The organism is Streptomyces sp. NPDC056296 (genome assembly GCF_042268605.1).
GTDB lineage: Bacteria > Actinomycetota > Actinomycetes > Streptomycetales > Streptomycetaceae > Streptomyces.
Window position 1 is genome coordinate 1 of record NZ_JBHJRX010000031.1, and the last position, 25,971, is coordinate 25,971.

The window sequence follows — 25,971 nt, forward strand, 5'->3', positions numbered from 1 at the left end:
CGGCCGCAACACCGACCATCGAACCCACAGAACCGCCGTCCACATCGAGATCAACGCATCGCCAAGCCCGCCAGACGACTAACCGAACGGCATTGGCGCTAGTCGGGGATCGCGTTCCCCGAGGGTGCGTCGCTGCGTCCGTAGTGGTGCGTGGTGAACATGTACAGGAGGCCCACGGCCACCACCACTCCCCCGCTGAGCAGCACGATCCAGTTGTCGTACCAGGGGACGCCTGGGGTCCGGGGCCAGGAGATGTTGACGATCGCGAAGATTCCGTAGGCGAGCGCCCCGGCGTTCACCAGCAGGCCCCACCGGCCCAGCCGGTACTCGCCGCTCGGCTTCCAGCCCTTGAGGCGGGCTCGCAGAGCGGCCAGGACGACCATCTGGAACGCGGCGTAGATGCCCAGGATCGCGAAGGACACGATCTTGGTGAGGGCGTCCGTCGAGATCAGCGAGCCGACGGCGATCAGCGCCGGTACGACCGCGGCGACCAGCAGCGCGTACTCGGGTACCGCGCGGGTCGGTGAGAACTTCCGCAGCAGCCGGTGGCCGATGATCATCTCGTCGCGGGCGTAGGAGTAGATCAGCCGGCCGGCCGCCGCCTGCAGGCTGATGGTGCAGGAGAGGAACGAGATGAGGACCACGGCCATCACGATCCGTGCGCCGGCCTCGCCGAGGGCGTCGAAGAGGACCCTGACGACCGGGTCGGTGTCCTCGCCGGAGATCACCGCCCGGTAGTCGACGACGGCCAGGAGCAGCGTCAGACAGGTGAAGGTCGCCGCCGCGCCACCCACGTAGATGGTGCGCCGCATCGCCTTGGGAATCACCTTGCCGGGGTGGGCCACCTCCTCGGCGACGTCCCCGCAGGCCTCGAAGCCGTAGTACTGGTAGAAGCCGATGATCGCCGCCCCGAGGAAGACCGGCAGGTAGGAGCCGTCGCCGGCGGTCCCGAAGTCGTCGAAGAGGACGCCCAGGCCGTGGAAGCGATGCGTGACCAGCAGGATGACGCCGACGACGAGGGCGCCGATCAGTTCCGCGCCGAAGCCGATCAGCGCCGCCCACGAAAGGGCCTTCGTGCCCGCGTAGTTGATGAGCACCGCGACGACGATCAGCGCGATCGTGCACAGCACGGTGGTGTGCACGGTGGCGCGGAAGCCGAGCATGATGGCGATGTAGGGCCCGGCACCGTAGGCGACGCTCGTGATGGTGACGAGCAGCGCCCACATGTAGACCCACCCGGTCATCCAGGCCCAGCGCTTGCCCCACAGCCGCCGCGCCCATGGGTAGACCCCGCCCGCGATCGGGTACTGCGCGACGACCTCGCCGAAGACCAGCGCGACGAGGAACTGCCCGCATCCCGCCATGACGAAGGCCCAGATCATCGGTGGGCCGCCGTCGGCGAGTGCCGTGCCGAAGAGCGTGTAGGTGCTCACCACCGGAGAGAGGTAGGTGAAGCCGAGGGCGAAGTTCGCCCAGGGTCCCATCTCCTTGCGGAACTCCGAGTCCTTCTGCCCATGGCCGGCGTCCGCAGAACCGCCCGGCGTTCCGGGAACCGTCATCGGGTCTACCCTTCCACGGCCGGCGGCCGCGGAGCCGGCCGGGCGGTGATGAGGTCCGCCGCGCGTTCGGCGGCGAGCAGTACGGTCAGCATCGGGTTGATGGTCGGCATGGTGGGGAAGACGGACGCGTCCACGATCCGCAGCCCGTCGTGGCCACGCAGCCGCAGCTGGGGATCGAGCACCGCCATGGGATCGTCCTCGGCGCCCATCCGGCAGGTCCCGGCGGGATGGTAGACGGTGTGTGCGGCGCGGCGTCCGTACTCGGACAGGTCGGCGTCCGAGCGTACGTCCGGACCCGGCGCCACCTCCCGCAGCAGCCAGTCGCTGAACGGGGCGGTGGACGCCACTTCGCGGGCGATCCGCAGGCCTTCGACGATCGTGCGCTCGTCGTGCCCGTCCGGGTCGGTGAAGTAGCGGAAGTCCAGGGCCGGTTTGACGTCCGGGTCGGCGCTGCGCAGCCACATGCGGCCGACGGATCGGGCACGTGGCACGTTCGGGGTCATGCAGACGCCATGCTCTGGGACGGGGTAGCCCAGCCGTTCGGTGTTGGTGGTGAACGGCACCTGGTAGAAGTGGAACATCAGGTCCGGGCGCGGACCGCCCGCCGGGTCGCGGCGCAGGAAGAGCCCGGCGTCGGAGTCCATGGCCGAATTGGGCGGCAGCGGTTCACGGGTCTCCCACACCATCACCGACTCGGGATGGTCCAGCAGGTTCTCGCCCACCCCGGGCAGGTCGGCGCGGACCTCGATGCCCAGGTTCCGCAGGTGGTCGGCCGGGCCGATGCCGGAGAGCATGAGCAGCCGGGGCGTGTCGATCGCTCCGGCGCACAGCAGCACCTCGGCGTCCGCCTCCAGCGTCGAGAGGGAGCCGTCGGGGTTGCGGACCTGGACGCGAGTGAAACGGCCCTCGCTGTCGGGCGTCAGCCGGTACGCCCAGGTCTCCAGGCGCAGCGCCAGGTTCGGGCGGTTCAGTACGGGGTGCAGGTAGGCGACGGAGGCGGACGACCGGGTGTTGGTCTCCGGGTCGTAGGCGACGGAGAAGAAGCCGGCGCCGTCGGTGAAGGGGCGGGCGTTGAAGTCCTCGACGACCGGCACACCGAGCCGGGTGGTGGCCGCCGTGACGAAGTCCTGGGCGATCGCGTTGCGGTCGGCGGCGCCGACGGGCACGATCGTGTTCTGCAGCCGTGTCCGGTACGGCAGGATCGTCTCCGGCTCCCAGCCGGTGCAGCCGCGCTCCGCCCACTCGTCCAGGTCCTGCGGGAACGGCAGGAAGCTGATCAGCGTGTTGTGCGAGGAGCAGCCGCCGAGCACGCGGGCGCGGGAGTGCAGGATGTGCGAGTTGCCGCGGGGCTGTTCCTCGGTGGTGTAGCCGTAGTCGAACTCGGAGCCGAGCAGGTTGATCCAGTTCCGGAGCCGCAGGATCCGTTCGTCGCCGACATCGCTGGGTCCGCCCTCCACCACGCACACGCGGCAGGCCGGGTCCTCGCTCAGCCGGGCGGCCAGTACGCAGCCGGCCGTACCGCCGCCGATGATCACGTAGTCGTACGTCGTCGTATCGTCGTCCATGGCGTCGCCTTCTCTCTCGCCCTGCCCGCTCAGCCCTTGAACCAGCCGGAGGGAGCCGGCCTGAGGTTCTGGTAGATGTGCTTGGCCTCCTGGTACTCGCGCAGGCCGGTGGGCCCGAGTTCCCGGCCGAAACCGGAACGGCCGAAGCCGCCCCACTCGGCCTGCGGCACGTAGGGGTGGAAGTCGTTGATCCAGACCGTGCCGTGCCGCAGCCGGCCGGCGACCCGCTGGGCTCGGCTCGCGTCGTTCGTCCACACGCCACCGGCCAGGCCGTAGCGGGTGTCGTTGGCCAGTTCCACGGCCTCGTCCTCGGTACGGAAGCGTTCCACGGTGACGACCGGGCCGAAGACCTCCTCCTGCACGATGCGCATGGAGCGGTCGCAGTCGGCGTAGACCGTGGGCAGCAGGAAGAAGCCGGAGGACAGCTCGGGGTCGTCCGGGCGCCGGCCGCCGCAGACCAGGCGGGCGCCCTCGTCGCGGGCGATCTCCAGGTAGCTTTCGACCTTCGCCCGGTGTTCCGCGGAGCTGAGCGGCCCGCTCTCGGTCGTCGGTTCGAGCCCGCTGCCGAGCCGGATGGTCTGCGCGCGGGTGGCGAGCCGCTCCACGAACCGGTCGTGCAGGCCGTCCTCCACGAGCAGCCGCGAGCCGGCCGAGCAGACCTGCCCGGAGTGCAGGAACGAGGCCTCCAGAGCGTGGTCGACGGCCGCGTCGAAGTCGCAGTCGGCGAAGACCACGTTGGGGTTCTTGCCGCCGAGCTCAAGGGCGAGGTTCTTCACGCCCGGCGCGCACGCCTCCATGATCCGGCGCCCGGTGGCCAGGCCGCCGGTGAAGGAGACCAGGTCCACCTCGGGGTGGGAGGACATCGCCGCGCCCACGGTGCCGCCGGGACCGAGCACCAGGTTCGCGACCCCGGGCGGCGCTCCCGCCTCCGCGATCAGCCGGATCATGTGGATCGTGGACAGCGGTGTCGTCTCGCTGGGCTTGAGCACGAAGGTGTTGCCCGCCGCCAGGGCCGGGGCCACTTTCCAGGAGGCCTGCAGCAGCGGGTAGTTCCACGGCGCGATGAGGGCACAGACGCCGAGGGGGTGGTAGGTGACCCGGCTGAGTACATCGGGGCCGACGTCCACCACCCGGCCGCCGTCCTTGTCGGCGATCTCGGCGAAGTAGCGGAACGCGTTCGAGACGTCCTCGACGTCGATGCGTGCCTCGGCGAGCGTCTTGCCGGTGTCGAGGGTTTCGACCCGGGCGATCTCCTCCTGGTCGCGCAGGAGGAACCGCGACACCCTGAGCAGCACGTCGGCCCGCTCCCGGGTGGGTGCCGACGGCCAGTCGCCCCGGTTGAAGGCCCGCCGGGCGGCTCGTACGGCCAGGTCGACGTCGGCCTCGTCGGCGTCGTCGACCTGCTGGATGACGGACGCGTCGAAGGGGTTGACCACGTCCCACCGCGCGCCGCCCACGGCACCCGTCCACTCGCCGTCGATGAACAGTTCCGGCATCGCAGGCTCCCTCACTCGTACCTGTCCGGTGCCGACGCAGCCCTCCGGCGCGGCACACCTGGCACCAACATCGTCCGAGGGGCCCGCGCCGGTCATGTGGACGCACCGGCCGAGGGAGGGTTGGGCGGGGATGTGACCTGGTTGGGCTAGCTGGCGCGTCGGTGCGGAGGCTCACCGGCCACTGGAGGCGGGCGGGGCCGTGGTCGAGCGCCTCCACCGGCGAGGGGCCCTGGCGGCATCTCGCGCCCGGCCGGACCGGCGGAACCTGTCGGCTGCCCGCCGGTGCCGGCGGGATCGATCCGGACACCGGAGGTCGTGCTGCCGGAGGCGGCGACGCGTACGCCGCCCCGGGCTCCAGCGGCGACGGTGCCGAGCGGTGCCGCCACGAGCACGGGCGTCACCACCGGCTCCGATCACCTCACAGCCGGCTTCGGCGTCTGCGGCGGCGTGGCCGAGGGCACCCTCGTGGTCGACGTGGCGGCGTGTCCCGGTGGCCGGGAGGGTGACGCCGCCGGTGGCGATCTCCTCCTGTCAGCCCGCGTCGGGCAGCGCTCCCGGGAAGCCGTCCTCCTCCGCCTGCCGCCGCGCCCGGCGCGCGTTCTCCTCGCGCACCGCGTCCAGCCACCGCCACGGCTTGATCTCGTCCAGCGTGAGGCCCGGGCACGCGAGTTGATGAGGGACGCGGCAAGTGGTGCCGGGCAAAGGCTCGTTCGGGCCGCTGTTCCAGGCCTGCCCACCGGAGTCGATGTGCCAGCGGTGGCCGCCGGGGACGAGGTGAGCGGGGATGGCGGGCAGGGGCTCGAGCAGGACGTGCTGACCGGTGTAGGTGGGACGGCGTTCGCCGACCAGGCCGCAGTGCGGACAGATCGGCCGGGCCGGCGGTTCGGGCCCGGTGGCGCCGTCGCTGGCGGCCTGCCCCCGGTCGACGCTCTCCCAGGGCCGTGGGGCATCGACGGGCGGCTGCCGGTGGCTGTCGGGGCCGGGTACCGGGAAGAGGCTCGGTTCGCGTGTATCCCCCATGGTCGCGAGCGTGTGGTGAAGGAAGGGAGCGGGACAGGGCGCAAGACGGGCGCAACGGCAGCATGCGGGCGGATCGCACGGGCGCGGGCCCTGTCGCCGATGATGAGCCTGACACCCGCGCGAGCCATCGTCGCGGTGCGGCCGGGCGGTCGCGGATTCCAGGAGAGGTGGTGGGCGGACGTGAGCACCGGCTGGGAGTGGGACGACATGTTGTTCGCGGGTACCGCCGCCTACTACCGGCGCGGGAGGCTTCCCTATGCCCCCGGGCTGGTGGACGTGCTCACCGAGGTGCTGAACCTCGACGGGCGAGGGCGGCTGGTGGACGTGGGATGCGGGCCGGGAACCCTCACCCTGATGCTGGCCCATCTGTTCAGCGAGGTCGTCGGGGTGGATCCGGACGGCGGGATGATCGCCGAAGCCGCGCGTGAAGGCGCCGAGCGAGGCGTGGCCGACAAGGCGCGATGGGTGCGGGCCCGCGCCGAGGAACTGCCCGCGGGGCTCGGAACGTTCACCGTCGCGACCTTCGGCCAGTCGTTTCACTGGATGGACCGCGACGCGGTGGCGGCGACCATCAGGGACATGCTCCGGCCCGGTGGGGTCCTGGTGCACATCTCGGACCTGAAGGGCGAGGTCCGGAGCACCGAGGGTCTGCCGTATCCGGCGATTCCCCACGCCGCGATCGCAGAGCTGGTCACGCGCCGGCTGGGATGGGTCCGGCGAGCCGGCCGAGGGATGCTGCCGGAGGGCACGCCCGGCGGTGAGGCAGCGGTGTTCGCCCGGGCGGGGTTCTCCGGTCCTCGTCGCCATGTCGCCCCCGGCGGACAGGCGCTGGAACGCACATGTGCCGACGTCGTCGCCGGGGTCTTCTCGATGTCGTACTCCGCGCCGCACCTGTTCGGCGCGGATTTCGACGCCTTCGAGACGGACCTGCGCGGGCTGCTCCTAGAGACCTCGCCGTCCGGCCGGTTCTCCGAGCGTCAGCCGGGCACCGAGATCTTCGTCTGGTCTTCCCCGCGCTGATCGAAGCGGCGTCCGGTGGTGGCAGCGGCTGTTCACGGGACGCGTTCCAGCAGAAGCAGTCTGACATTTTCCACGCCGGTGACCGGTTGTGGAATGGTCACGCGTCCTCGCCCGGAGCCGGCCTCGACGTCAGCCGTCACGAAGCCGATGATCTCCGGCCCGGCGGGTCAGCACCTGTACGGCGGGGCACCGCGAGGTGAACACCTCACTGACAGCCGCGTGCGAGCGTGGTCGGTGGGGCGGACTGGCAGACTGGCGGACGTGACAGCTCACGAAGCGGTGCGCGCACCCGCGTTCGCGCAGATCGTCCGGGCGCAGGATGCCACCCTGGCCGTACGCCGGGATCTGAGGGACTGCTGGACGGCGGTCATCAACGCCGGGGGCGCGGTCATCCCCATGGGCTGTCCCCTGCCGCCGGCGTCCTCGCCGGAGGTCGGACCGGCGCTGGACGAGATCGTCCGAGGGCTCGCTCCGCAGCGCAGCCGGATCCTCCTGGCCACCGTCGACGGCGCACTCGCGGGCTGGGTACTCCTGCGCCGCGAGCCGCACCCTCTTGCCGCGCACTGCGGAACGGTGAACCACCTTCAGACGCACGTCCGTTTCCGCGGCATGGCCGTCGGTGCCGCGCTGATGCGCCGTCTCCCGCGGATCGCCCGTGACGAGATGGGCATGGAGAGACTGCGGCTCACCGCGCGGGCCGGTCTGGGGCTGGAGGACTTCTACCGCAGGGCCGGCTGGACCGAGGTCGGCCGATGGCCGGGTGTGCTGCGCGTGGCGCCCGGTGACGACCGTGACGAGATCCTGATGAGCCTGGCCCTGTGAACCGGCCGGGGTTCAGTCGCCCTTGACCGCCACCAGGACGGCGCTGTCGCCGAACTGCCAGACCGGCGCGACATGGCGGAAACCCGCCCGGCGCAGCAACTCGGTGTGGCGGTCCGCCGCGAGATCCTCACCGGACCCGCTCCCTCCGTGGGCCGCGTGGCGCCGGGCGCGCTCGGCGAACAGGTCGGCCAGCTCGGGTTCCCGGGCCGCCGCGGTCCACCACTCCCGCCAGTCCTCGTGGGCGTGACCGCCCGTCCGCTCGGCGCGGCGGCGGCCCACGTGGCCGGTGATGTCCGAGCACGGTGCTTCGCCGGGCGGGAAGTGGTCGCCGTTGACGAGTACCCCGCCGGAGCGCAGCAGCGCGGCGAGACGGCGGTAGGTGTCCAGCAGTACCGGCTCGGGGAGGTAGTGCAGGGCCGTCGTCGAGACGGCGGCGTCCAGGGGGCGCTCCAGCCCGAGGGCGTCGGTCCAGCCGTCGGCGCCGATCACGGTGTCGACGTAGCGGGCGGCGTTCGCGTGGTGGGTCCGCCCCAGTTCCAGCAGCAGCGGATCCATGTCGGCGGCGACGATCTCCGCGTCCGGCAGCCGGTCGACGAGTCTGGCGGCCAGGGAGCCCGGGCCGCAGCCGAGGTCGAGCAGGAGCGGCCGGGGACGGCCGGCCGTGGCGTACTCGACGACATCCGTGATCACCGTGAACCGCTCCTCGCGGTCCACGGCGTAGCGCTGCTGCTGTCGCTCCCAGCGCTCCACCCACGTCCTGGCCACCGCCATGCTGATGCCCATCTGGTCGCGCCACCCCTTCCGTTCCTCACCCGTAGTGGACGCGACCGAATCTACAGGTGGAAACGGTTATCACTTGCCATATCGCTCGTCCTTCACACCAATGACGCCAGTACGGTGAGCAGGCGGTCGATCTCCTCCTCCGTGTTGTAGACGTGCAGGCTCACACGCACCGACCCGTCCTTCTCGCCCGCGCCGGCCTGGCAGAGGCTGTCGGCCCGCACCATGAAGCCGTGGCTGTAGAGGATGAACCCGAGGTCGTCGGACGGGATGTCGTGGTGCCGGAAGGTGACGATGCCGTGGCGGCGCTGGGCCGCGGGGAGCGCGGAGTCGGCGGCCAGACTGGTGGGACAGCCGAGGATCTCGTACGCGTCGAGATGTCTGAGCCGGTCGGTCAGCCGGGTCGTGAGGCCGGCCGTCCAACCCGCGATCCGGTCGGGACCGGCCGCGTCGAGCCAGTCGAGCGCGGCCCTCAGCGACACGATGCCCACGGTGTTGGGCGTGCCCTGCCAGCCGGACGGCCGGAACCCGGGCCCCCGTGCGTTGCGCGCCCAGACCGCTCCCGAACCCGGCAGGGCCATCGCCTTGTGCCCCGAGAAGACCACGAAGTCGACGTCGAGCGCGGGATCGGCCAGGTCGACGGGCAGATGGCCGACGCTCTGGGCCGCGTCCAGGCAGATCGGCACGTCCGGGCCGACCGCCGCGCGGACGCGGTGCACGTTCATGTCACCGCCGTAGACGTGGTGGACGTGCGTGGCGGCCACGAAGCGGGTCTGCGGACCGACGAGGTCGCCGAGGGCGCGGTGGTCGTAGTCGCCCGAGATCGCCTGGTACGGCAGGGCGCGCAGGTGTACGCGAACGCCGCGGGCGGCCAGCAGTCGCTGCGCTTCCACCCAGGGGTCCAGGTTGGCCCGGTGGTCGGCGAACGGCACGAGGATCTCGTCGCCGTCGGTGAGGTACGGCACGAGCCAGTCGCGGGCGACGGTGCGCAGGCCCTCGGTGGTGCCGCTGGTGAAGTGCACGGTGGAGTGGTCCGGTTCCGGATCGCCGAGGAACTCCTTGACCCGCTCCCGGGTCGTCTCCACCAGCTCCGTGGTCCGGTTGGCCCAGGGGTAGGTGCCGCGGCCCGCGTTGGCGTTCGACGTCGTCAGGTAGGTCTGGACGGCTTCCAGTACGGCCCGCGGCTTCTGGGACGTCGCCGCGCTGTCGAGGTAGGCCGACTCCGGATGCGCGGTGACGATGGGGAACTGCTCCCTCAGTTCCCGCTGCCAGAGCGCGGCGCTCATTCGCGCACCAGCGGGGCGCCCGCGTCCCGCCAGGCGACGATTCCGCCGACCAGGCTTCGCACGTCGGGGTGCCCCATGCGGGTCAGCAGGGCGGCGTAGCGCAGCGACCTCTCGCCGACGGGACAGGCCAGCAGTACCGGTGTCCGCTTGCTGAAGGGGAGCCCGCCGCGGACGAGTTCCTCGAACAGTTCGTCGGCGATGTTGACCGAGCCCTCGATGTGCAGGGCGGCGTAGGCGTGCGGGCTGCGCAGGTCGACGACGAGCGGCCGGGGATCGCCCTCCGTGAGCCGGCAGCGGGCCTCGTCCACGGTCGCGGACCGGCCGCCTGCCCGCACCTCTTCCTCGGTGAGCGTCGCGAGGGTGGGCCCGCGGCTCGCCCTGCCCAGCAGCTCGGGGCGGCGTGCGCGCACGTAACTCAGGTAGCTCTCCGCCCGGTCGCACACGATGAACACCGCGGTCTCCCGGCGCCCCGACCCCTCCAGCGCCGCGTCGGCGTCCCGCAGGTGCCGCACCGCACCCTGGTAGGCGGCGCCCCCGGTCGGCCCCGTCAGCAGTCCGCAGCGGCGGATGAGGGTGAGCATCCCGTCGATGGCCTCGCCCGAGGTGACGGACTCGATCGTGTCGTACGTCGCCGGATCGAACAGGCCGACCTGATGGACCTCGTCGATGGTGCGGATGCCGGGGATGAAGTCCGACTTGTGGGCGACCAGGCCGAGTACCCGCACCTCCGGGTCGTGCTCGCGCAGCACCCTGGCGACACCGGTCGACGAACCGGCCGTGCCCACGCAGGCGACGAACCAGTCCGGCGCCCGCCCGCCCAGGTCCTTGACGATCTCGGGTCCGGTGCCCTCCGCGTGCGCTTCGACGTTGCGCGGGTTGAAGTACTGGTCGGTGTGCAGGTACGTGCTTCCGGGCTCCGAGAGTGTCCGGTGGAAGTGGGTCAGCGGATCGTCCGTGTCGGTCGGGTCGAGGCACTCGCTGCGCCCCGGCAGCTCCTCGATCTCGGCACCGAGGAGCAGGAGCAGCTCCTTGATCTCCGGTACGCGCATCCGGTTGGTGACGCTCTTGAACCTCAGGCCGTGCATGCCGGCCAGCAGGGCGAGCGCCTTGGCCGTGTTCCCGCTGGAGAGTTCCACGACCGTCCCCTCCCCCTCGGACGCGTTCTCCAGGTGGGGGCGCGCCATGTGCCAGGCGGGCCGGTCCTTGACGGAGCCGAACGGGTTGAGCATCTCCAGCTTCGCGTAGAGGTCGATGTTGCGCAGCCCGTGTACGGCGGGGTCGATGCGCACCAGTGGTGTGTTGCCGATGGCCTCCGTGATGCTGTCGTACCTCATGCGGGCGTTCCCCCCGGGTGTGTGATCGGCCAGTAGTCCTCGTCCAGGCACCAGCGCCAGAAGTCGCCCTCCTTCTCCACCGCCACCGTCCGCGCGAGGGGCTGCCGTTGTGCGTGGTGGGCGTGGAAGTCCATCGCGTACCCGGCGGTGTTGACGAAGGCCAGCAGGTCACCGGCGCGCGGCAGCCTGGGGAGGAACACCAGGCGGCGGGTGATCAGGTCGGCCTCCAGGCAGAGGTTGCCGACGAGATGGACTCCGACCGGCCCCTCGTCGTCCTTGTCGATCTTGTCGTCCTTGTCGCCCTTCTCCGGTTCGCCGCGCGGCAGGAGTACGGGGTCCACGAGGACTCCGTGCTCCTCCAGGCTCACGTCCCCGGCGTTCATGCCGAGCCGCACCAGGTAGGGGGCCGAGTCCTCACCCGTGCGGCGGACGTCCAGCACGCGGGCCAGCGACAGCCCGCACTGGTCGACCAGGGAACGGCCGGGTTCGATGTGGAGGTCGTGGAGGTGCTCCAGCAGAAGGGCGCCGGGCCCCCGGCCCAGCACCGGTGCGGGGAGCGAGAGGAGTTCGTCGAGGTAGCCGGGGCCGGCCTCGGGGCGGTGGCCGGGATACAGCGCGACGGACCCGCGCACCGTGCCGCCCTCGTTGCGCAGCCCGTATCCGTGGCCGCGCCAGGTCAGGGGCGGGCGGCCACCGAGGACCGCCTCGCTGAGCGCGGTCGTCCAGCGCTCCCACTCCTCGGCGTCGGCGACGTAGCCGACGCCGAATCCGCCGCCGATGTCGACGGCACGCGGTGCCAGGCCCCGTGCCCGGCATCGGTCCATGAGCAGCACGCACTGCTCCAGGGCCCGGCCCTTCTCCTCCAGGCCCGTGGTGTCCAAGTGATAGGCGAGGCCCGTCAGTTCTACGGCGTCCGCGTGCCGTTCCACGGCCGCCAGAAGCTCCTCCACCTCCCCCGCGGGGGTGCCGAAGCGACTGCGGCGCGACAGCATCCGGGTGCCCGCTCCCCCGTGGCCGGCGGCCGACTCGAACCCGGACAGGCGCGCCAGGACGTCGACCCGCGAGAGGCCGTACTTCCGTACCAGATCGGCGAGTTGTTCCAGCTCGCGGATCGAGTCCAGGTTCACCGTCGCGCCCACGCGTGCCGCCAGCCAGAGGAACTCCGGGTCCTTGGGGCCGGTGGCCATGACACGATCCCCGGTGAAGCCGCAGCTCAGGGCGTGCCGCAGTTCTGCCAGCGAGGCGACGTCGACGCCGACGGCGGCCGGTGCCTCGGCCGCCAGTCTGCGCACCAGGGCGCTGGACCGGTTCGCCTTGTGCGCGAAATACACCCGCCCGGCGAGGTGGTGGCGACGGTAGACGGCCCGGAAGCGTTCGGCGTTCGCGGCGACGGACTCGGGGAGCAGCACGTTGAGCGGAGACCCGAGCGCGTCGACGAGCGAGTGCAGGAATGGTGCGGCCCCCAGCAGTGAGGCGAGCGGCGGTTCCACTCGCGGCCTCAGATATAAGGGCACATCCACGAAAGACCCCTCCCCGTGTCGGCCGACCGTCGTTGCGACGACCGTTCGGGAGTAGTCGTTTCCAGGTACACACGCCGCTAAGCCTCGGGGCGCGGCCAGGGGCCGGGGTGTGCCCCTCTCAGCAGCTCGTACACGCTGGAGAAGCTGTCCCCGCCGTGGCCGTCCGCCGACCTTCTGTCCAGCAGGGCCTTCAACGGCTCGTGGACATCGGTGGCCACACCAGCCGCTCTGCTGAGGCCGATCAGGCTGTCGACGCCGGCCCGGTTCAGGTCGACCGTGGAGACCCCGTCCGAATACGTCGCCGATCCGGCCTCACGCGCCAGTTCCGGCAGGAACTCGGCCATGCCGTGCAGCCACCGGGCCGCCAGCGGAGCGAACGTCTCGGGGGTGGTGCCCGCCGGGGCGAGCAGGGCCGCGGAGTGCAGGAACCCGGTGAGGGCGGCGTATCCGGTGCCCAGCAGGGCCAGGTCGTGGACCTCCGCGGCGCCGGGGTCGGTTCCGAAGTAGTGGGCCGGGGCCATCACTTCCAGTGCACGCCGATGGGTCGTGAAGGCACGCCGGGATCCGCTGTAGAGGAAGAAGCCGTCCGGGGTGGCGACGGTGTCGGGGAGGGCCAGCATGGCGCCGTCGAGGTAGTCGGCACCGTGCCCGGACGCCCATGCGGCCAGCTCACGGGCCTGGTCCGGGGTGCTGTTGGCCAGGTTGACCAGGGTGCGGCCGTGCAACACGGGGGTGGCGGAGGCGAGGGTCTGCCGGACCGCGTCGTGGTCGAGGAGCGGGGCGATCACCAGTGGGCCGGCGGTGACCGCCTCGGTGACGGTCGCCGCGCGGACTGCGCCCCGGGCGACGAGGGCGCCGGCTTTGGCGGCGGTGCGGTTCCATACGGTGGTCGGGTGGCCGGAGTCGAGGAACGCGGCGGCGATCGCGGCGCCCATCCGGCCGAGGCTCAGGACCGTGACGTGGGGCTTGGTCCGCTCAGACATGGCGCTCGCCCTTCCGGATCGTGTCGATGACGCCGGCCATGCCGTTGGCGCCGTGGCCGGTGGCCATCGCCCGGCCCAGCAGGTTCCCGAACAGTTCCGGCACGTCGGTGCCGATGCCGTGCGCCCTGCTGGTCCCGACGAGGTGCTCCATCGCCGCCGCGTGCACCTCCACGGTGCCGTCGTCGTCCGGGAAGCGGCCGTCCTGGATCTGACGGGCGTGGTCGGTCATCAGGGAGGTGACGAACGGCATGTGCCCCGTCGCCACCGCCGCGAACGCGGCCGGATCGACGCCTGCCGCCCCCACCAGTGCGACGGCGTGGTAGAAGCCCGCCAGCGCTCCCCAGGCCAGGCCGAACAGCGCCGTGTCGTACACCGGGGCCAGTGCCGGATCGGTGCCGAGGTGTACGGAGTTTCCGAGGCTCTCCAGCACCGTCCGGTGGATGCCGAACGCCTCTCGGGAGCCGCTGAAGACGAACAGTGCCTCGGACCGCCCGACCAGGCGGGTGCCGCTCATGGCGGCGCCGTCGAGGTAGTCGGCGCCGTGTCCGGCCGCCCACTCGGCCGTCCGGGTCGCCTCCTGCGGGGTGCCGGAGGTCAGGTTCACCACGACCCGGCCGCGCAGCCGCTCCGCCACGGGTCCGAGCAGGTCCCGTACGGTCGCGTAGTCCGGCAGGCAGACCACGACCAGGGGACTAGCGGCGATCGCGGCTTCCAGGGTCGCCGCACGGACGGCTCCCTGGGCGACGAGTGCGTCGGCCTTCGCGGTGGTGCGGTTCCATACGGTGGTGCCGTGGCCGGCGGCGAGGAACGCCTGGGCGAGTCTGGTCCCCATCTGCCCCAGGCCGATCACCGACACCGTGGATCGCTCGTGTATCCCGTTCTCGCCCATGGACCGACTCCTTTTGTTTCGTTCGACTGGCGTCACCGGACGGTTCGTTCGGTGTGCCCTCACTGTGCCGACCGGCGCTGTCGGACCTCTGTCGAGCCGCTGTCGGTCCCCGGACGGCCGCTGTCGGCCGGGCGGATACCGTGCACCCATGTACTTCTCGGTGCTCGGCCCGCTCACCGCACGAACGACTTCCGGAGAGGCCGTCGACGTCCCCGAGGCGAAGGTGCGTACCCTGCTGGCCGCCCTGCTCGTGCACGCGGGGCAGACGGTCTCGGTCGATCGCCTGGTGGACGCCCTGTGGGGCGACCGGCTGCCCGGCAACCCCGCCGGTTCCCTGCAGACCAAGGTCTCGCGGCTTCGGCGCGCCCTGGCACGGGCCGAACCCGGGGCCGAGACACTCGTCGAGTCCAGGCCCCAGGGGTACCTGCTGCGCACCGGCCCGCAGGACGTGGACGCCCAGCGGTTCACCGGCCTGACCACCACCGCGACCGGCACGGAGGATCCTCGGGCGAGGGCGGACCTGCTGACCGAGGCGCTGACGCTGTGGCAGGGAGACGCCTTCGCCGGCCTGGGCGACCCGGAGTTTCTGCGCACCGCCGCCGCACGCCTGGAGGAGCAGCGCGTCACCGCCCTGGAAGCGCTCGCGGAGACCCGCCTCGAACTGGGCGAACACCACGCACTCGTCGGCGAGTTGGGCGAGCTGGCGGTCCACCACCCACTGCGGGAACGGCTGCGCGCCGCCCAGCTCCGGGCTCTGTACCTGGCCGGGCGCCAGTCCGAGGCACTGGCCGTGTACGACGAACTGCGCAGACGGCTGGCCGACGAGCTGGGCGTGGACCCCGGACCGCGACTGACCGCCCTGCACCGGTCGATCCTCGGCCACGACCCGGCCCTCGACGCGACCCCCGTCCCCCGTCGGCGGCGAAGCAGCGACCTGGCGGCCCCGCTCACCGGTCTGATCGGCAGGAAGGAAGCGGTGTCCGCGATCGGCAAACTGCTCACCACCCACCGGCTGGTGACGCTGACCGGCCCCGGCGGGGTCGGCAAGACCCGCCTCGCGGAGGAGGCCGCCGGGAGGGCGGCCGATTCCTTCCCCGACGGCGTACGAGTGGTCGGTCTCGCTGGATCCACGGCGGTACCGGAGCAGCTCAGTGCCGCCCTGGGCATCCGTGAGGAGGGGACGGTGGGGCTGGAGGACGCATTGCGTTCGAGGCGGCTCCTGCTGCTTCTGGACAACTGCGAGCACGTCGTCGACTCGGCTGCCGACGTGGTACGCCGGGTCCTGGCCGCCGCACCCGGGCTGAGCGTCCTGGCCACCAGCAGGGAACCCCTCGGCCTGGTCGGAGAGACGGTGTGGGCCGTGCCGCCGCTGCCCCAGGCCGACGCCGAGGAGCTGTTCGCCACGCGGGCCGCGGCCGCGGCGCCCGGTTTCGTCGTCACCGAGCAGAACGCCGAAGCCGTCGCGACGATCTGCCGTCGGCTCGATCGCCTGCCCCTCGCCCTGGAACTGGCCGCCACTCGGGTCCGCGCGCTGGGAGTGCACGCGTTGGCCGCGCGTCTGGACGACAGGTTCCGCCTGCTGACCGGCGGCCACCGCGGTGTGCCACCGCGCCAGCAGACCCTCCGCGCGGTGATCGACTGGAGCTGGGAACTGCTCGGCGACGACGAGCGGGTGGTGCTGCGCCGCCTGGCGGTCTTCGCCGACGGCTGCGGCCTCGAAGCGGCCGAGGCGGTGTGCGGCGGTGACCGGGACATCCTCGACCCGCTGGTCCGGCTGGTGGACCGCTCGCTGGTCACGGTCGCCGACGGCCCCCGGTACCGGTTGCCGGAGTCGATATCGGCGTACGCGCTGGAACGCCTGGTGGAGGCGGGCGAGTCCGACGCCCTCCTGCTACGCCACCACGCCTTCTGCACCGACCTCCTCGAACAGGCGGCGGTCGGACTCCACGGACCCGAGCAGCAGCACTGGTTGACCCGCCTCGACGCCGAAAGCGCCAACCTCCGGGTCGCGCTGGCACGCGCCGTGCGGCGCGAGGATGCCACCGGGGCGGTGCGCATGGCGCTCGCCTCGACGTGGTACTGGTTCCTGCGCGGCCGGTTGAGCGAGGCCCGGCGATCGCTGGACGAAACGTTGCGGGTCACCGGCGACACCCGGACGGCCCTCCGCTCCCAAGTCGCCTTCTGGCACGCGGCGTTCACCGTGTTGGCCGGGGACGGGAGTCACGGCCCGGCTGCCCGTCCTCCCGAGGAGACCGCCCTCGACCGAGCCGGTGGCGCACGTGCCGTGTGGTTCCTCGGCCACGCGTTGCTCAGCGCGGGCGAGGGCCTGGCCCGCAGCGAGGCGCTGGTGGACCGTGCCCTGACGGAATTCCGCGCCACCGGAGATCGCTGGGGAGTCGCGGCCGCACAGAGCACCCGGGCCACCCACGCTCTGCTGCGGGGCGACCTCGCCGCACTGCGCGTCAGCGCCGACGACGGCCACGCAATCTTCGGCGAACTCGGCGATCGATGGGGGCAGTTGCAGACCACCTACCCCTTGGCGGCACTGGCCACCATCACCGGCGACTACCCGCTCGCCGCCCGGCTGCACCGGGACGGCCTCCGCGCGGCCGAGGAGCTGGGTCTGTGGACGGACGCCGCCGACCGGCTCACCGGGCTCGGCAGGGTCGCCCTGCTGACCGGTGACTTCCCGCTGGCCACCGAGCTCCATCGGAAGGCGGTGGACCGGGCGGCCGAGCACGGCTACGCGGCGGGAGAGGTCCACGCCGAGATTGGCCTCGCCCTCGGGGCCCGGCGCGCGGGCGACTTCGACCTGGCCGAGAAGTACCTCCGCAAGACCCTCTCCTGGCATCGGGAGGTCGACTTCGACCCCGGCCCCGCACTCCTCCATGCCGAACTCGGCTTCCTCGCCGAACAACGCGGCGACGCCCCGGGGGCCCTCGCACTGCACCGCCAAGGTCTCGCCGTCGCCCGCGATGGCGGCGACCCCCTCGCCCTCGCCCTCGCCCGCGAGGGCCTCGCCGGGGCGTACGCCCTCGCGGGTCGACCCGTACAGGCCGCCCGCCTCCTGGGCACGGCCGCCCGGGCCCGGGAAGCCGCCGGTGCCCCGCTCCCCGCGGCCGAGCGCGGCGACGTCGAGCGCATCACGGCCAGGGTCCTCGCGGCGTTGGGGGCGTCCACCTTCGCCGCCGAGTACTCGGCCGGTGTCGACGACGACGATCCCGACGCGGGGGACCACGGCGGGTCGACCGCTGGAGGAGGCTGAGGGAACCGGCCGCGCCCGCCTTACAGGGCGTGCAGGCCTCGTCGAGGGACAGGCTGTTCTCGTAGAGGTGGTGGCGGGTGAGCCGGCCGTCTGCGCCCCGACTTCGTCCTGGATGAGTCTCGCGTGAGTCCGACTGGGCCAGTCGGCTGACGGCGAGCGTTGCTCCGCGGGCCGTCGTTCGTTAAGGCGGACATGATCAAGAAGCTTGCCTGTGCCTCCGTCATGGCCACCGCTCTCCTGGCGTCCGCTCCTGCCGCTCAGGCGGCCCCCGCGCCCGGCCCGTCCGCCGGGGTTCCCGGCGGGCCTCTCCTGGACGGTCTCCTCGGAACGCTGGAGATCGGCCACCCGGCCACGTCGCCGCAGTCGCTGCTGCCCGAAGGCATCCTCGGCAGGTGACGGGTGTCGTCGCGGTTGATCAGCTCCGCCGCTGATCAACGCCCCTTTCGCGTCGTCCCGTTCGCGCGGTGGGACGGGCGCGAATGCACGTAATCGCCGCTTCGGCCTCGGATCAGCCGGTTCACCTTTCCGGTCCACCGGCTGATCCCGGCGCCGCCAGACCGCGGCAGGCTTCCCGTAACCACCGTCCGACAGCCTCCAGGAAGTCATTCGATCGCGGGAGGCTGTAGTGAAGCATGCGAGCAACAGGCGCGTCGGTGTGGTCGTGGCGGTGCTGAGCGGTCTGGTCCTGGCAACGACGACGGCCGCCTACGCCGACGAGGACACCGACGGCCGGCCGGACGCCATCGCGCACCGCGGCTCGTCCGGCATGGCACCCGAGAACACCCAAGCCGCCATCGACCTCGCCGTCGACCAACGCGCCGACCACGTGGAAATCGACGTCCAACGCACCAAGGACGGCAAACTCGTCAACTTCCACGACTGCACCATGGAACGCACCACCAACATCGAAGACGTCTACCCCGACCGCCCCCGCTACCGCGTCTCCGACTTCACCTGGACCGAACTACGCCGACTCGACGCCGGCTCCTGGTTCCACCACGACTACACCGGCGAACCCCTCATCACCGTCGACCACGTCATCTCCCGCATCAACAACACCCGCACCGGACTCCTCGCCGAAATCAGCCCCTGCGGCCACTACACCGACCTCGCCACCGACCTCGCCCAAAACCTCCACAACAAACCCCGCTACGTCCGCCGCGCACTCGCCCGCGACCAACTCGCCGTCCAGTCCTTCCAGACCGACGACGCCCGCCAGTTCCACACCCACATGCCCGACATCCCCATCGGCCTCCTCGACGCCGACCGCCCCACCGACACCGAACTCCTCGCACTCAGCACCTGGGCCGACCAGGTCAACCCCCAGCACACCGTCACCGACCAGAACCTCGTCGACCGCATCCACCAACTCGGCATGGACATCAACGTCTGGACCGTCGACGAACCCGGCGCCATACGCACAATGACCGCCCTCGGCGTCGACGGCATCATCACCGACTACCCCCAAACCCTCACCCAGCGCTGACCAGGGCGTCCGGAAGTCACCGCGTTGACACGCACCGCCATCGGGCGTTGACTACCAGTACGGCGCAGCGCCAGGCCGCTCCGGGGAACCGGTGATCCAAGCAACCCAGGAAAGCGGCACTCGATGATGTACGACCAGACGCGCGCACAACAGCCGTCGGACCAGCCCCCGCGCCACCACGAGCACCGGCCCGCGGCACCGGACGCGCTCCTGCCGTCGGACGAACGGGACGCGGTCCTTCGGCGCCTGCGCCAGGCCATCAACACCTTCGCCGACACTCCGCGTCAGGCGCTGGAAGAAGCGGAGGGCGCCTTCGACGACGCCGCCGCCCACCTCGCGGACGCCCTCGCGGAACGACGCCGTGCCCTTCATGAGAGCTGGCAGGACCGCGACCCCGAGACGCAGGCCGAGGAACTCCGGGTCGCGCTGCGGCAGTACCGGGAGATCACTCAACGGCTGCTGCGCACCTAGAGGGTGTCGTTGGCACAGCGGAAGCCGAGGTTTCCGGAGGACGAGTCCGGGGTGTTGGAGGAGCGGGCGGCGACCCGATAGCGGTTGCAGTAGGAGTCGTGGCACAGGTAGGAGCCGCCGCGCAGGACGCGCGCGGTCCCGGTCTCCGGCCCGCGCGGGTCCGTCCGGGGCGCCTGGGAGTAGTAGGTGGGGGAGAACCAGTCGGAGCACCATTCCCACACGTTCCCTGCGGTGTTCCACAGGCCGAAGCCGTTGGGGCGGTAGGACTTGACCGGCGCGGTGGTCAGGTGGCCGTCCTCGGCCGTGTTGACGTGTGGAAAGCGTCCCTGCCAGATGTTGCAGCGCCACCGGCCGCCGGGGGTGAGGTCGTCGCCCCAGGCGTAGCGGCGGCCGGACAGGCCGCCGCGTGCGGCGTACTCCCACTCGGCCTCGGTGGGCAGGCGCTTGCCGGCCCACCGTGCGTAGGCGGTGGCGTCGTTCCAGGAGACATGGACGACGGGATGGTGCTGCCGGTCGGTGATGTCGGAGCGGGCGCCCTCGGGGCGGCGCCAGTGGGCACCCCTGACGTTGATCCACCACGGGGCTCCGGCGGCGCCGCCGAGGACGTCGGCCGACGGGGCGGCGACCACCAGGTGGAACACCGCCGAGGAACCGAAGCGTTCGGCGTCGGTCACGTGACCGGTGGCCTTGACGAAGGAAGCGAACCGGGCGTTGGTGACGGCGGTCTCGTCGATGTGGAAGGGGGCCAGGCGTGCCGGGTGGACGGGCGTCTCGCCGTCGGCCGGGTACCCCTCGCCGAAGGCGTCTCCCATCGTGAACTCACCGCCCGGCAGGCGCACCTGGCCTCGGATGGAGCGCGCGCCGACGGTACGTCCCGCGGCCGGCGGGGGCACCGCGACGCCGGCGGGTGTCGCGGTCGGGGTGCAGCACGGGCGGTGGTCGTGGGTCATGGATCCTCGTCACGTCAGACCTGTGGTGCACGGTCCTGGTAGGTGGACTCGTCGAGCCCGCTCAGGGTCGGGTCGTGGCCCACCTCGCCGACGTCGTACATCGACGTCATCCAGTGGTAGAAGTTGTCGCCGCGTTCCCGCAGCACGTCGTACAGACGGCGCGTCATCCGGGTGCGGACCTCCGCCTGTTCGGGATGGGTGTAGACGTTCAGCAGTTCGTCCGGGTCGGTCCGCAGGTCGTACAGCTCGTTGACGGAGTCGGGGTTGACGACGAGTTTGTACCGGTCCTCGCGCAGCATGCGCTGCGGGTACGGGAAGTGGTGGCCGTGGAACTCGCAGACGATGTCCTGGTCCCAGTCCACCGCTTCACCGTGCACGAGGGGCAGCAGACTGCGCGAGTCGACCGCGGGCTTCGGGTCGACGCCCGCGAGTTCGAGGATGGTCGCGGTGCAGTCGAGCAGGCTGACGAACTCGCCGCGTACGACGCCGGGGGGCGCGCCCGGGACACGGAGCAGGCCGGGTGTGCGGTAGATGTCCTCGTACATCGCCGGGCCCTTGTCGTGCAGCCGGTGCGAGCCGGTGAACTCCCCGTGGTCGCAGGTGAAGAACACCGCGGTGTCGTCGACCAGTCCGAGCCGCTCCATGGCCGCCATGACCCGGCCGATCTGCGTGTCGATGAGCGCCACGTAGCCCCAGTAGACCGCGATGAGCTTGCGGGTCGTCTCGATCGGCATGGTGTCGAAGGTCCAGTGCGCGCTGTAGTTGCGCTGTACCGGAGGTTTGCCCTCGAAGGTCTCGGCCACGGACCGCGGCAGCTCCACGTCCGCCGGGTCGACCAGGTCGAAGTACTCGTCGGGCAGGATGTACGGCAGATGCGGACCGAAGAAGTGCAGGGCGAGGAAGAAGGGCTGCTCGCGCTCGCGGGAGTCCGCCGCGTACCGCTCGAGCTTCTCGATGGCCCGGGTGGCCAGGTAGTGCTCGAACGTGGCCTCCACCGGCTGGTGCAGCCGGGCGGCGAGCAGGTTTCCGGGGCCGCCGTTGGGCAGGGTGCCGCGGACCCGGTCGCTGATCTCGTATGGCGGCAGACCGCGCTCGTCGAGGTAGGCGAGGTAGTCCGGATGGTCCACGGGGTTGTGCCAGCCGGGCAGTTCGGGGCCGTCGAAGCCGTAGTCGGCCGCCGTCCGCCGGTTGCCCGCGTGCCACTTGCCGATGAGCCCGCAGTTGTAGCCGTGCTCCCGCAGCGCACGGGAGAAGGCGAACTGGTCCTCGGCCAGGTCCTCCAGGTAGCCGACGTTGCGTTCGTGGTTGGCGAGGAGCTTGTGCCGGAAGGGCGCCTGACCGGTCAGCAGGCTGGCCCGGGCCGGGGTGCAGATCGCTGTGGGCGTGTACCAGCGGTCGAAGCGGGTCCCCGTGGCGGCGAGTTCGTCGAGTGCGGGGGTGTGCGCCAGCGGGTTGCCGTAGGCGCCGAGCGTGTCCGTCCGGTGCTGGTCGGTCATGAGGAAGAGGATGTTCCTCCTGGGCGTGCTGGACTGGCTCACTTGCCCGCTCCTGTGAAGAGGTCGCCGGTGTAGTACGTCTTCGGGTCGACGGGCTTCTTCAGCTTCCCCGTCCCGACGAAGTAGTCGTTCATGCCCGTCAGCCACTTGGCGACGGTGCCGTCCCGGGTCAGCGCGTCCAGTTCCTCGACGCTGAGCACCTTGTTGTTGGCGGCGTCGGCCTTGACCTGGTCGACGGGGATCCTCAGCTTGTCGGCGGTGAGTGCGATGGCCTCCTCGGCGTGTGCGGAGCGGAACGTCATGGCGTCGCGGAGTACGGCGAGGACCTTCTTGACCTTCTCCGGCCGGTCGGCCACGAGTTCGTTGCCCGCCACGAAGGCGGTGGGGAAGGAGACGTCGCTCTCGAAGTCGGTGTTCTTGGCGAGTTCGACCAGGTCGGGGACCTGCTTCTTGATCGTGGCCGCGGCGGGGTACCAGAAGCCGGCGCCGTCGACCTGCTGGGAGGAGAAGGCGGAGACGATGGTCGACGGGTCCATGGGGACGACCTTCAGGTCGCTCTTGCTCATCCCCGCCTTCTCCAGGGCGAGGGAGAGGATCATGTCACCGGAGGTGCCTTCGGGGACGGCGACGGTCTTGCCCTTGAGCTGTTGCATGGAGTCGATGCCCGGCTGGGCGAGGACCCGGTCGGAGTTGCCGAGCGTGTTGATCGCGACGACCTTGGCCTGTCCGGAGGCGGGGAGCCACATGGCGCCGGGGCCGATGTAGCCGAAGTCGAGGTTGTCCGTCCCCAGGGCCTGGATCTGGAGCGGTCCGTTGGTGAAGACCTTGCTCTCCGCCGTCAGCCCGTGCTTCTTCCACAGGCCCTTGGCCTCGGCGATGGCGATCAGGCTGGCGCCGTTGAAGTCGTTGATGTAGCCGAAGCGGACCTTGTCGCCCGACCCGCCGGAGGACGATCCGCTGCCGCACGCGGCCAGCAGCGCCATCGCGGCCACGCCGGCGAGGGTGGCGGAAAGGTGTCTGCGGGTGAAGGTGGATGGCATGGCTGTGCGTTCCTTCCGGGTCATGACGTCGAGGAGCGGGATCCGGAAAGCACGGCGGTGCGGCCTTCCTGGTGGTAGACGGAGTGCCACACGCGGTTGCGCAGTGCGGCGAACTCGGCGCTGAGCCGGAATTCCTCGTCGCGCTCGATGGCGGGGTCGACCTCGATGACGTCGTAGACCCGCCCCGGGCGGGCCGCCATGACGATCACCCGGTTGGCCAGGAACACGGCCTCGTCGACGTCGTGGGTGATGAACAGCACCGTGCGCTTGTCCTGGCTCCAGGTCTCCAGCAGTTGTTCCTGGAGTGTGACCCGGGTGAGCGCGTCGAGGGCCCCGAACGGCTCGTCCATCAGCAGGATCGAGGGGTCGACGGCGCGGGCGATGGCGCAGCGCTGGCGCATGCCACCGGACAGGGTCTTGGGAAGCGCGTCCGCGAAGCGTTCGAGGCCCACCAGTCGGATGAAGTGCTCCGCCCGGCGGCGGCGTTCGCGCTTCGGCACGCCCGTCGTCCTCAGTCCGAACTCGACGTTCTGTCGCACGGTCAGCCAGGGGAAGAGGGCGTACTGCTGGAAGATGACGCCGCGCTCGGGTCCGGGTCCCAGGACGGGGGCGCCGTCCACCAGGGCACGGCCCGCCGTGGGTGTCTCCAGCCCGGCGAGGATGTTCATCAGGGTGCTCTTGCCGCAGCCCGAGGGGCCGACGACGGTGACGAACTCGTGGTCCGCGATGTCGATCGAGACGTCGTCGAGGGCGGTGAAGGTCTCCCGGCCCAGGGCGAAGGTCTTGGTGACGCCCTGGACGGATATCTTGGCCGGCTTGCTGGTCATCGGCGTTCCTGCCATCCGGTGAGCCCCCGTTCGGCGAGGAGGAGTACGCGGTCCATGAGGAGACCGAGGATTCCGATCGAGATGAGCCCGACGAAGATGGTCGGGAGGTCGTAGTAGAGCTGGGCGTTCTGCATGCGGTAACCGAGGCCCTGCTGGGCGGCGATCAGCTCGGCGGCGACCAGGGTGGCCCAGGCCGAGCCGAGGCCGACCCGCATGCCCACGAGGATGAACGGGGTGGAGGCGGGCACCACCACGCGCGCGAAGATCGTCGCGTCCCCGGCGCCCAGGACCCTGGCGGCGTCGATCAGTGTGCGGTCGACGTTCACCACGCCCTGGAAGGTCGAGATCACGCAGGCCAGGAACGCGGCGAGGAAGATGACGAAGATCTTCGGTGTCTCGTCGATGCCCATGACCACCACGGCCAGCGGGATGATCGCCAGCGGCGGGATGGTGCGGAAGAACTGGATCCAGGGTTCGATCAGGCCGCGCAGGATGCCGTACCAGCCCATGAGGAAGCCGACCGGTACGGCCACGGCCGTGCCGAGGGCGAAGCCGATGAGTACCCGCGTCAGGCTGGCCAGGGCGTCGGCGCCGAGTGTTCCGTCGCCGATCAGCGTCCCCGCCCGCGACACCACCTCCGGCGGGGTCGGCAGCTTGAAGCCGGCGGACGCCAGGGCCCACCAGATCGCGATGCCCAACGCGACGGACACGGCGTTCAGGATGAGTGGCAGCCCGCGCCGGCCCGATCGGGCGCGTTCCGGCGCGGTCTTCGTGCCGCCCGCGGTGGCATCGGGCGAGCCCTCGGGCGACTTCGCGGGCAGGGGGCGCCGTGGGTCGGCACCCCGCTTGTCAAGAACGGACATGGGCGGCTCCTTCGGTCGCGGAGTCGGGTGCATCGGAACGGCCCTTCACGTCGGCGGTCTCGGGGTACCTCGCCAGGAGGGGAGAACTGTGGAAGACCGCGGCCAGCGCGCCCAGGGCGCCGTCGTCGTCCGAGAGCCGCGCCGCGGCGACCGCGGGGCCGGCCGACGCGGTCGGGAAGATCTCGGCGGCGAGGGTGGCGGCGACCTGTTCCACGATGACGGGAGCCAGCCGGGTGATCTCGCCGCCGATGACCACCTTCGCCGGGTTCAGCATCATCGTCGCCGCTCCGACCACGCGGCCCAGTGCCCCCGCGGCCTCCCGCAGCACCCGGTCCACGACGGGGTGGGCGCGGGAGACGGCGGCCGCCAGGTCCTGGAGGTTCTCCAGACGCAGGCCGAACTCCCAGCAGGCGGCGAGGATGCCGGGCACCGAGGCCACGGTCTCCAGGCAGCCGCGCTTGCCGCACCGGCAGGGCCGGCCCGCCGGTTCGACGGTCACGTGCCCCAGCTCGCCGGCCAGCCCGGAGGAGCCGGTCACCAACTGCCCGCCGACGACGAGCCCACCGCCGACGCCGTCCGACAGACGCACGTACACCAGGTCGGCCACGCTGTCGGTGCCGCTGATCGCCTCGGCGAGGGCGGCCAGGCGGGTGTTGTTGTCGACGATCACCGGCGCGTCGAAGCGTTCGGCGAACGCCACGTCGACACCTTCCGGGGCCGGACGCAGCACCGTGGCGCCGGACGCGGCGCGGGGCCAGGCCGCCCCCTCCGGCGCCGGGTAGGGCCCCGGCACGCCGATGCCGATGCCCTGGAGGGCGCCGTAGTGCACCCCGGCGTCGCCGCTCAGCCGGTCGACCAGGCCCAGGGCCAGCTCGGTCCGTGTCCGCCAGGTCGCGGTGTCCTCGTACCGGACTGAACCGGAGACCATGATCTCGTGCGAGGCGTCGGCGACGACGACGTGGACGCGGCGATGGCCGAAGTCGACGCCCATGAACTGTGCCGAGGCGGGGTCGAGCGCCAGCCGCTCGGCCGGCCGCCCGCTGCCCTCGCGCCGGGAGGCATCGGTGTCCACGACGACGATGGCGCCTCGTTGCAGGAGGTTGCCGGTGATCTCGGACAGGGTGGTACGGGACAGGCCCACGACTCGGGCGATCTCGCCCCGGCTCATGGCGCCGTTCTCCTGCAGCGCACGCATCACGCGTTCCTCATGGGTTCGCCTGACCAGTGCGTGCACTCCGCTGGGCATCTGCATGCCGGTCAACGTAGGGAGGCCGGATTATTCCGTCAACACTCCGACAG

General features: G+C 71.4%; 22 protein-coding genes. 6 read left to right on the plus strand and 16 right to left on the minus strand.

The genetic code is table 11. The features are described 5' to 3' along the window. Positions 1–98: 98 nt before the first annotated feature. The 4 genes from ACFCZF_RS22775 to ACFCZF_RS22790 form a co-directional block, all read right to left on the minus strand. Positions 99–1,559, minus strand: coding sequence for an APC family permease (locus ACFCZF_RS22775; protein WP_376673200.1), 1,461 nt, complete (start codon positions 1,557–1,559; stop codon positions 99–101). A 5-nt stretch (positions 1,560–1,564) separates the two neighbouring features. Next, positions 1,565–3,124: a GMC family oxidoreductase gene (locus ACFCZF_RS22780; protein ID WP_376673201.1), complete on the minus strand. Its 1,560-nt coding sequence runs from the start codon at positions 3,122–3,124 to the stop codon at positions 1,565–1,567. A 29-nt stretch (positions 3,125–3,153) separates the two neighbouring features. Continuing rightward, entirely contained in the window at positions 3,154–4,620 is a 1,467-nt protein-coding gene (locus tag ACFCZF_RS22785; protein ID WP_376673202.1) for an aldehyde dehydrogenase family protein, read from the minus strand. Between the two features lie 531 nt (positions 4,621–5,151). Next, positions 5,152–5,640 (minus strand): DUF6083 domain-containing protein, encoded by a 489-nt coding sequence (locus tag ACFCZF_RS22790; protein WP_376673203.1) that lies wholly within the window; start codon positions 5,638–5,640, stop codon positions 5,152–5,154. Between the two features lie 180 nt (positions 5,641–5,820). On the opposite strand from ACFCZF_RS22790, the gene ACFCZF_RS22795 reads away from it, so the two are divergent. Together ACFCZF_RS22795 and ACFCZF_RS22800 are read left to right on the plus strand one after the other, a co-directional pair. Continuing rightward, positions 5,821–6,660, plus strand: a complete 840-nt coding sequence (locus ACFCZF_RS22795; protein ID WP_376673204.1) for a class I SAM-dependent methyltransferase — start codon at positions 5,821–5,823, stop codon at positions 6,658–6,660. A gap of 261 nt (positions 6,661–6,921) precedes the next feature. Further along, positions 6,922–7,482 (plus strand): GNAT family N-acetyltransferase, encoded by a 561-nt coding sequence (locus tag ACFCZF_RS22800; RefSeq protein WP_376673205.1) that lies wholly within the window; start codon positions 6,922–6,924, stop codon positions 7,480–7,482. 12 nt (positions 7,483–7,494) lie between these two features. On the opposite strand, the gene ACFCZF_RS22805 is transcribed toward ACFCZF_RS22800, so the two are convergent. The 6 genes from ACFCZF_RS22805 to ACFCZF_RS22830 form a co-directional block, all read right to left on the minus strand. Beyond that, entirely contained in the window at positions 7,495–8,265 is a 771-nt protein-coding gene (locus tag ACFCZF_RS22805) for a methyltransferase domain-containing protein (protein WP_375923263.1), read from the minus strand. Positions 8,266–8,357: 92 nt separating this feature from the next. Continuing rightward, positions 8,358–9,548 (minus strand): aminotransferase class V-fold PLP-dependent enzyme, encoded by a 1,191-nt coding sequence (locus ACFCZF_RS22810; protein ID WP_376673206.1) that lies wholly within the window; start codon positions 9,546–9,548, stop codon positions 8,358–8,360. Further along, a complete protein-coding gene (locus ACFCZF_RS22815; RefSeq protein WP_376673207.1) occupies positions 9,545–10,882 on the minus strand; it encodes a pyridoxal-phosphate dependent enzyme in 1,338 nt (445 codons plus the stop codon). The genes ACFCZF_RS22810 and ACFCZF_RS22815 overlap by 4 nt, the downstream gene beginning before the upstream one ends. Continuing rightward, entirely contained in the window at positions 10,879–12,402 is a 1,524-nt protein-coding gene (locus ACFCZF_RS22820) for a Y4yA family PLP-dependent enzyme (RefSeq protein WP_376673208.1), read from the minus strand. Before ACFCZF_RS22820 ends, ACFCZF_RS22815 begins: the two co-directional genes overlap by 4 nt. A gap of 77 nt (positions 12,403–12,479) precedes the next feature. Then, positions 12,480–13,385 carry an NAD(P)-dependent oxidoreductase gene (locus ACFCZF_RS22825; protein WP_376673209.1) on the minus strand — a complete coding sequence of 302 codons (906 nt, stop codon included), beginning with the start codon at positions 13,383–13,385 and terminating at the stop codon, positions 12,480–12,482. Beyond that, positions 13,378–14,274, minus strand: coding sequence for an NAD(P)-dependent oxidoreductase (locus tag ACFCZF_RS22830; protein ID WP_376673210.1), 897 nt, complete (start codon positions 14,272–14,274; stop codon positions 13,378–13,380). The genes ACFCZF_RS22825 and ACFCZF_RS22830 overlap by 8 nt, the downstream gene beginning before the upstream one ends. Before the next feature lie 148 nt (positions 14,275–14,422). Between ACFCZF_RS22830 and ACFCZF_RS22835 the strand changes: the two genes are divergently transcribed. The 4 genes from ACFCZF_RS22835 to ACFCZF_RS22850 all read left to right on the plus strand — a co-directional run bounded on the left by ACFCZF_RS22835 (position 14,423) and on the right by ACFCZF_RS22850 (position 19,496). Next, positions 14,423–17,539: a BTAD domain-containing putative transcriptional regulator gene (locus ACFCZF_RS22835; protein ID WP_376673211.1), complete on the plus strand. Its 3,117-nt coding sequence runs from the start codon at positions 14,423–14,425 to the stop codon at positions 17,537–17,539. A 192-nt stretch (positions 17,540–17,731) separates the two neighbouring features. Beyond that, positions 17,732–17,935: a hypothetical protein gene (locus ACFCZF_RS22840; RefSeq protein ID WP_375923284.1), complete on the plus strand. Its 204-nt coding sequence runs from the start codon at positions 17,732–17,734 to the stop codon at positions 17,933–17,935. 229 nt (positions 17,936–18,164) lie between these two features. Beyond that, on the plus strand, positions 18,165–19,025 hold the full coding sequence (locus tag ACFCZF_RS22845) for a glycerophosphodiester phosphodiesterase (RefSeq protein ID WP_376673212.1): 861 nt from the start codon (positions 18,165–18,167) through the stop codon (positions 19,023–19,025). 126 nt (positions 19,026–19,151) lie between these two features. Then, positions 19,152–19,496 (plus strand): hypothetical protein, encoded by a 345-nt coding sequence (locus ACFCZF_RS22850; protein WP_375923119.1) that lies wholly within the window; start codon positions 19,152–19,154, stop codon positions 19,494–19,496. On the opposite strand, the gene ACFCZF_RS22855 is transcribed toward ACFCZF_RS22850, so the two are convergent. Genes ACFCZF_RS22855 through ACFCZF_RS22880 form a run of 6 tightly spaced genes read right to left on the minus strand, consistent with a single transcriptional unit; the run spans position 19,493 to position 25,924 of the window. Continuing rightward, positions 19,493–20,446 carry a formylglycine-generating enzyme family protein gene (locus ACFCZF_RS22855; protein ID WP_376673213.1) on the minus strand — a complete coding sequence of 318 codons (954 nt, stop codon included), beginning with the start codon at positions 20,444–20,446 and terminating at the stop codon, positions 19,493–19,495. The genes ACFCZF_RS22850 and ACFCZF_RS22855 overlap by 4 nt on opposite strands. Before the next feature lie 14 nt (positions 20,447–20,460). Continuing rightward, on the minus strand, positions 20,461–21,984 hold the full coding sequence (locus tag ACFCZF_RS22860) for a sulfatase-like hydrolase/transferase (RefSeq protein WP_376673214.1): 1,524 nt from the start codon (positions 21,982–21,984) through the stop codon (positions 20,461–20,463). Then, complete coding sequence (locus ACFCZF_RS22865) at positions 21,981–22,982, minus strand: aliphatic sulfonate ABC transporter substrate-binding protein (protein WP_376673215.1); 1,002 nt, start codon at positions 22,980–22,982, stop codon at positions 21,981–21,983. Before ACFCZF_RS22865 ends, ACFCZF_RS22860 begins: the two co-directional genes overlap by 4 nt. Positions 22,983–23,002: 20 nt before the next feature. Beyond that, complete coding sequence (locus ACFCZF_RS22870) at positions 23,003–23,809, minus strand: ABC transporter ATP-binding protein (protein WP_376673216.1); 807 nt, start codon at positions 23,807–23,809, stop codon at positions 23,003–23,005. Then, on the minus strand, positions 23,806–24,672 hold the full coding sequence (locus ACFCZF_RS22875) for an ABC transporter permease (RefSeq protein ID WP_376673217.1): 867 nt from the start codon (positions 24,670–24,672) through the stop codon (positions 23,806–23,808). The genes ACFCZF_RS22870 and ACFCZF_RS22875 overlap by 4 nt, the downstream gene beginning before the upstream one ends. Then, on the minus strand, positions 24,659–25,924 hold the full coding sequence (locus tag ACFCZF_RS22880; protein WP_376673218.1) for an ROK family transcriptional regulator: 1,266 nt from the start codon (positions 25,922–25,924) through the stop codon (positions 24,659–24,661). Before ACFCZF_RS22880 ends, ACFCZF_RS22875 begins: the two co-directional genes overlap by 14 nt. Positions 25,925–25,971 lie beyond the last annotated feature (47 nt).

Bases quoted from the DNA above. Each gene is read 5' to 3' on its own strand.
- ACFCZF_RS22780 (WP_376673201.1), bottom strand. From the start codon at position 3,124: ATGGACGACGATACGACGACGTACGACTACGTGATCATCGGCGGCGGT.
- ACFCZF_RS22825 (WP_376673209.1), bottom strand. From the start codon at position 13,385: ATGTCTGAGCGGACCAAGCCCCACGTCACGGTCCTGAGCCTCGGCCGG.
- ACFCZF_RS22870 (WP_376673216.1), bottom strand. From the start codon at position 23,809: ATGACCAGCAAGCCGGCCAAGATATCCGTCCAGGGCGTCACCAAGACC.
- ACFCZF_RS22805 (WP_375923263.1), bottom strand. From the start codon at position 8,265: ATGGGCATCAGCATGGCGGTGGCCAGGACGTGGGTGGAGCGCTGGGAG.
- ACFCZF_RS22850 (WP_375923119.1), top strand. From the start codon at position 19,152: ATGTACGACCAGACGCGCGCACAACAGCCGTCGGACCAGCCCCCGCGC.
- ACFCZF_RS22855 (WP_376673213.1), bottom strand. From the start codon at position 20,446: ATGACCCACGACCACCGCCCGTGCTGCACCCCGACCGCGACACCCGCC.
- ACFCZF_RS22775 (WP_376673200.1), bottom strand. From the start codon at position 1,559: ATGACGGTTCCCGGAACGCCGGGCGGTTCTGCGGACGCCGGCCATGGG.
- ACFCZF_RS22790 (WP_376673203.1), bottom strand. From the start codon at position 5,640: ATGGGGGATACACGCGAACCGAGCCTCTTCCCGGTACCCGGCCCCGAC.
- ACFCZF_RS22785 (WP_376673202.1), bottom strand. From the start codon at position 4,620: ATGCCGGAACTGTTCATCGACGGCGAGTGGACGGGTGCCGTGGGCGGC.
- ACFCZF_RS22865 (WP_376673215.1), bottom strand. From the start codon at position 22,982: ATGCCATCCACCTTCACCCGCAGACACCTTTCCGCCACCCTCGCCGGC.
- ACFCZF_RS22880 (WP_376673218.1), bottom strand. From the start codon at position 25,924: ATGCAGATGCCCAGCGGAGTGCACGCACTGGTCAGGCGAACCCATGAG.
- ACFCZF_RS22810 (WP_376673206.1), bottom strand. From the start codon at position 9,548: ATGAGCGCCGCGCTCTGGCAGCGGGAACTGAGGGAGCAGTTCCCCATC.
- ACFCZF_RS22840 (WP_375923284.1), top strand. From the start codon at position 17,732: ATGATCAAGAAGCTTGCCTGTGCCTCCGTCATGGCCACCGCTCTCCTG.
- ACFCZF_RS22835 (WP_376673211.1), top strand. From the start codon at position 14,423: ATGTACTTCTCGGTGCTCGGCCCGCTCACCGCACGAACGACTTCCGGA.
- ACFCZF_RS22875 (WP_376673217.1), bottom strand. From the start codon at position 24,672: ATGTCCGTTCTTGACAAGCGGGGTGCCGACCCACGGCGCCCCCTGCCC.
- ACFCZF_RS22815 (WP_376673207.1), bottom strand. From the start codon at position 10,882: ATGAGGTACGACAGCATCACGGAGGCCATCGGCAACACACCACTGGTG.
- ACFCZF_RS22830 (WP_376673210.1), bottom strand. From the start codon at position 14,274: ATGGGCGAGAACGGGATACACGAGCGATCCACGGTGTCGGTGATCGGC.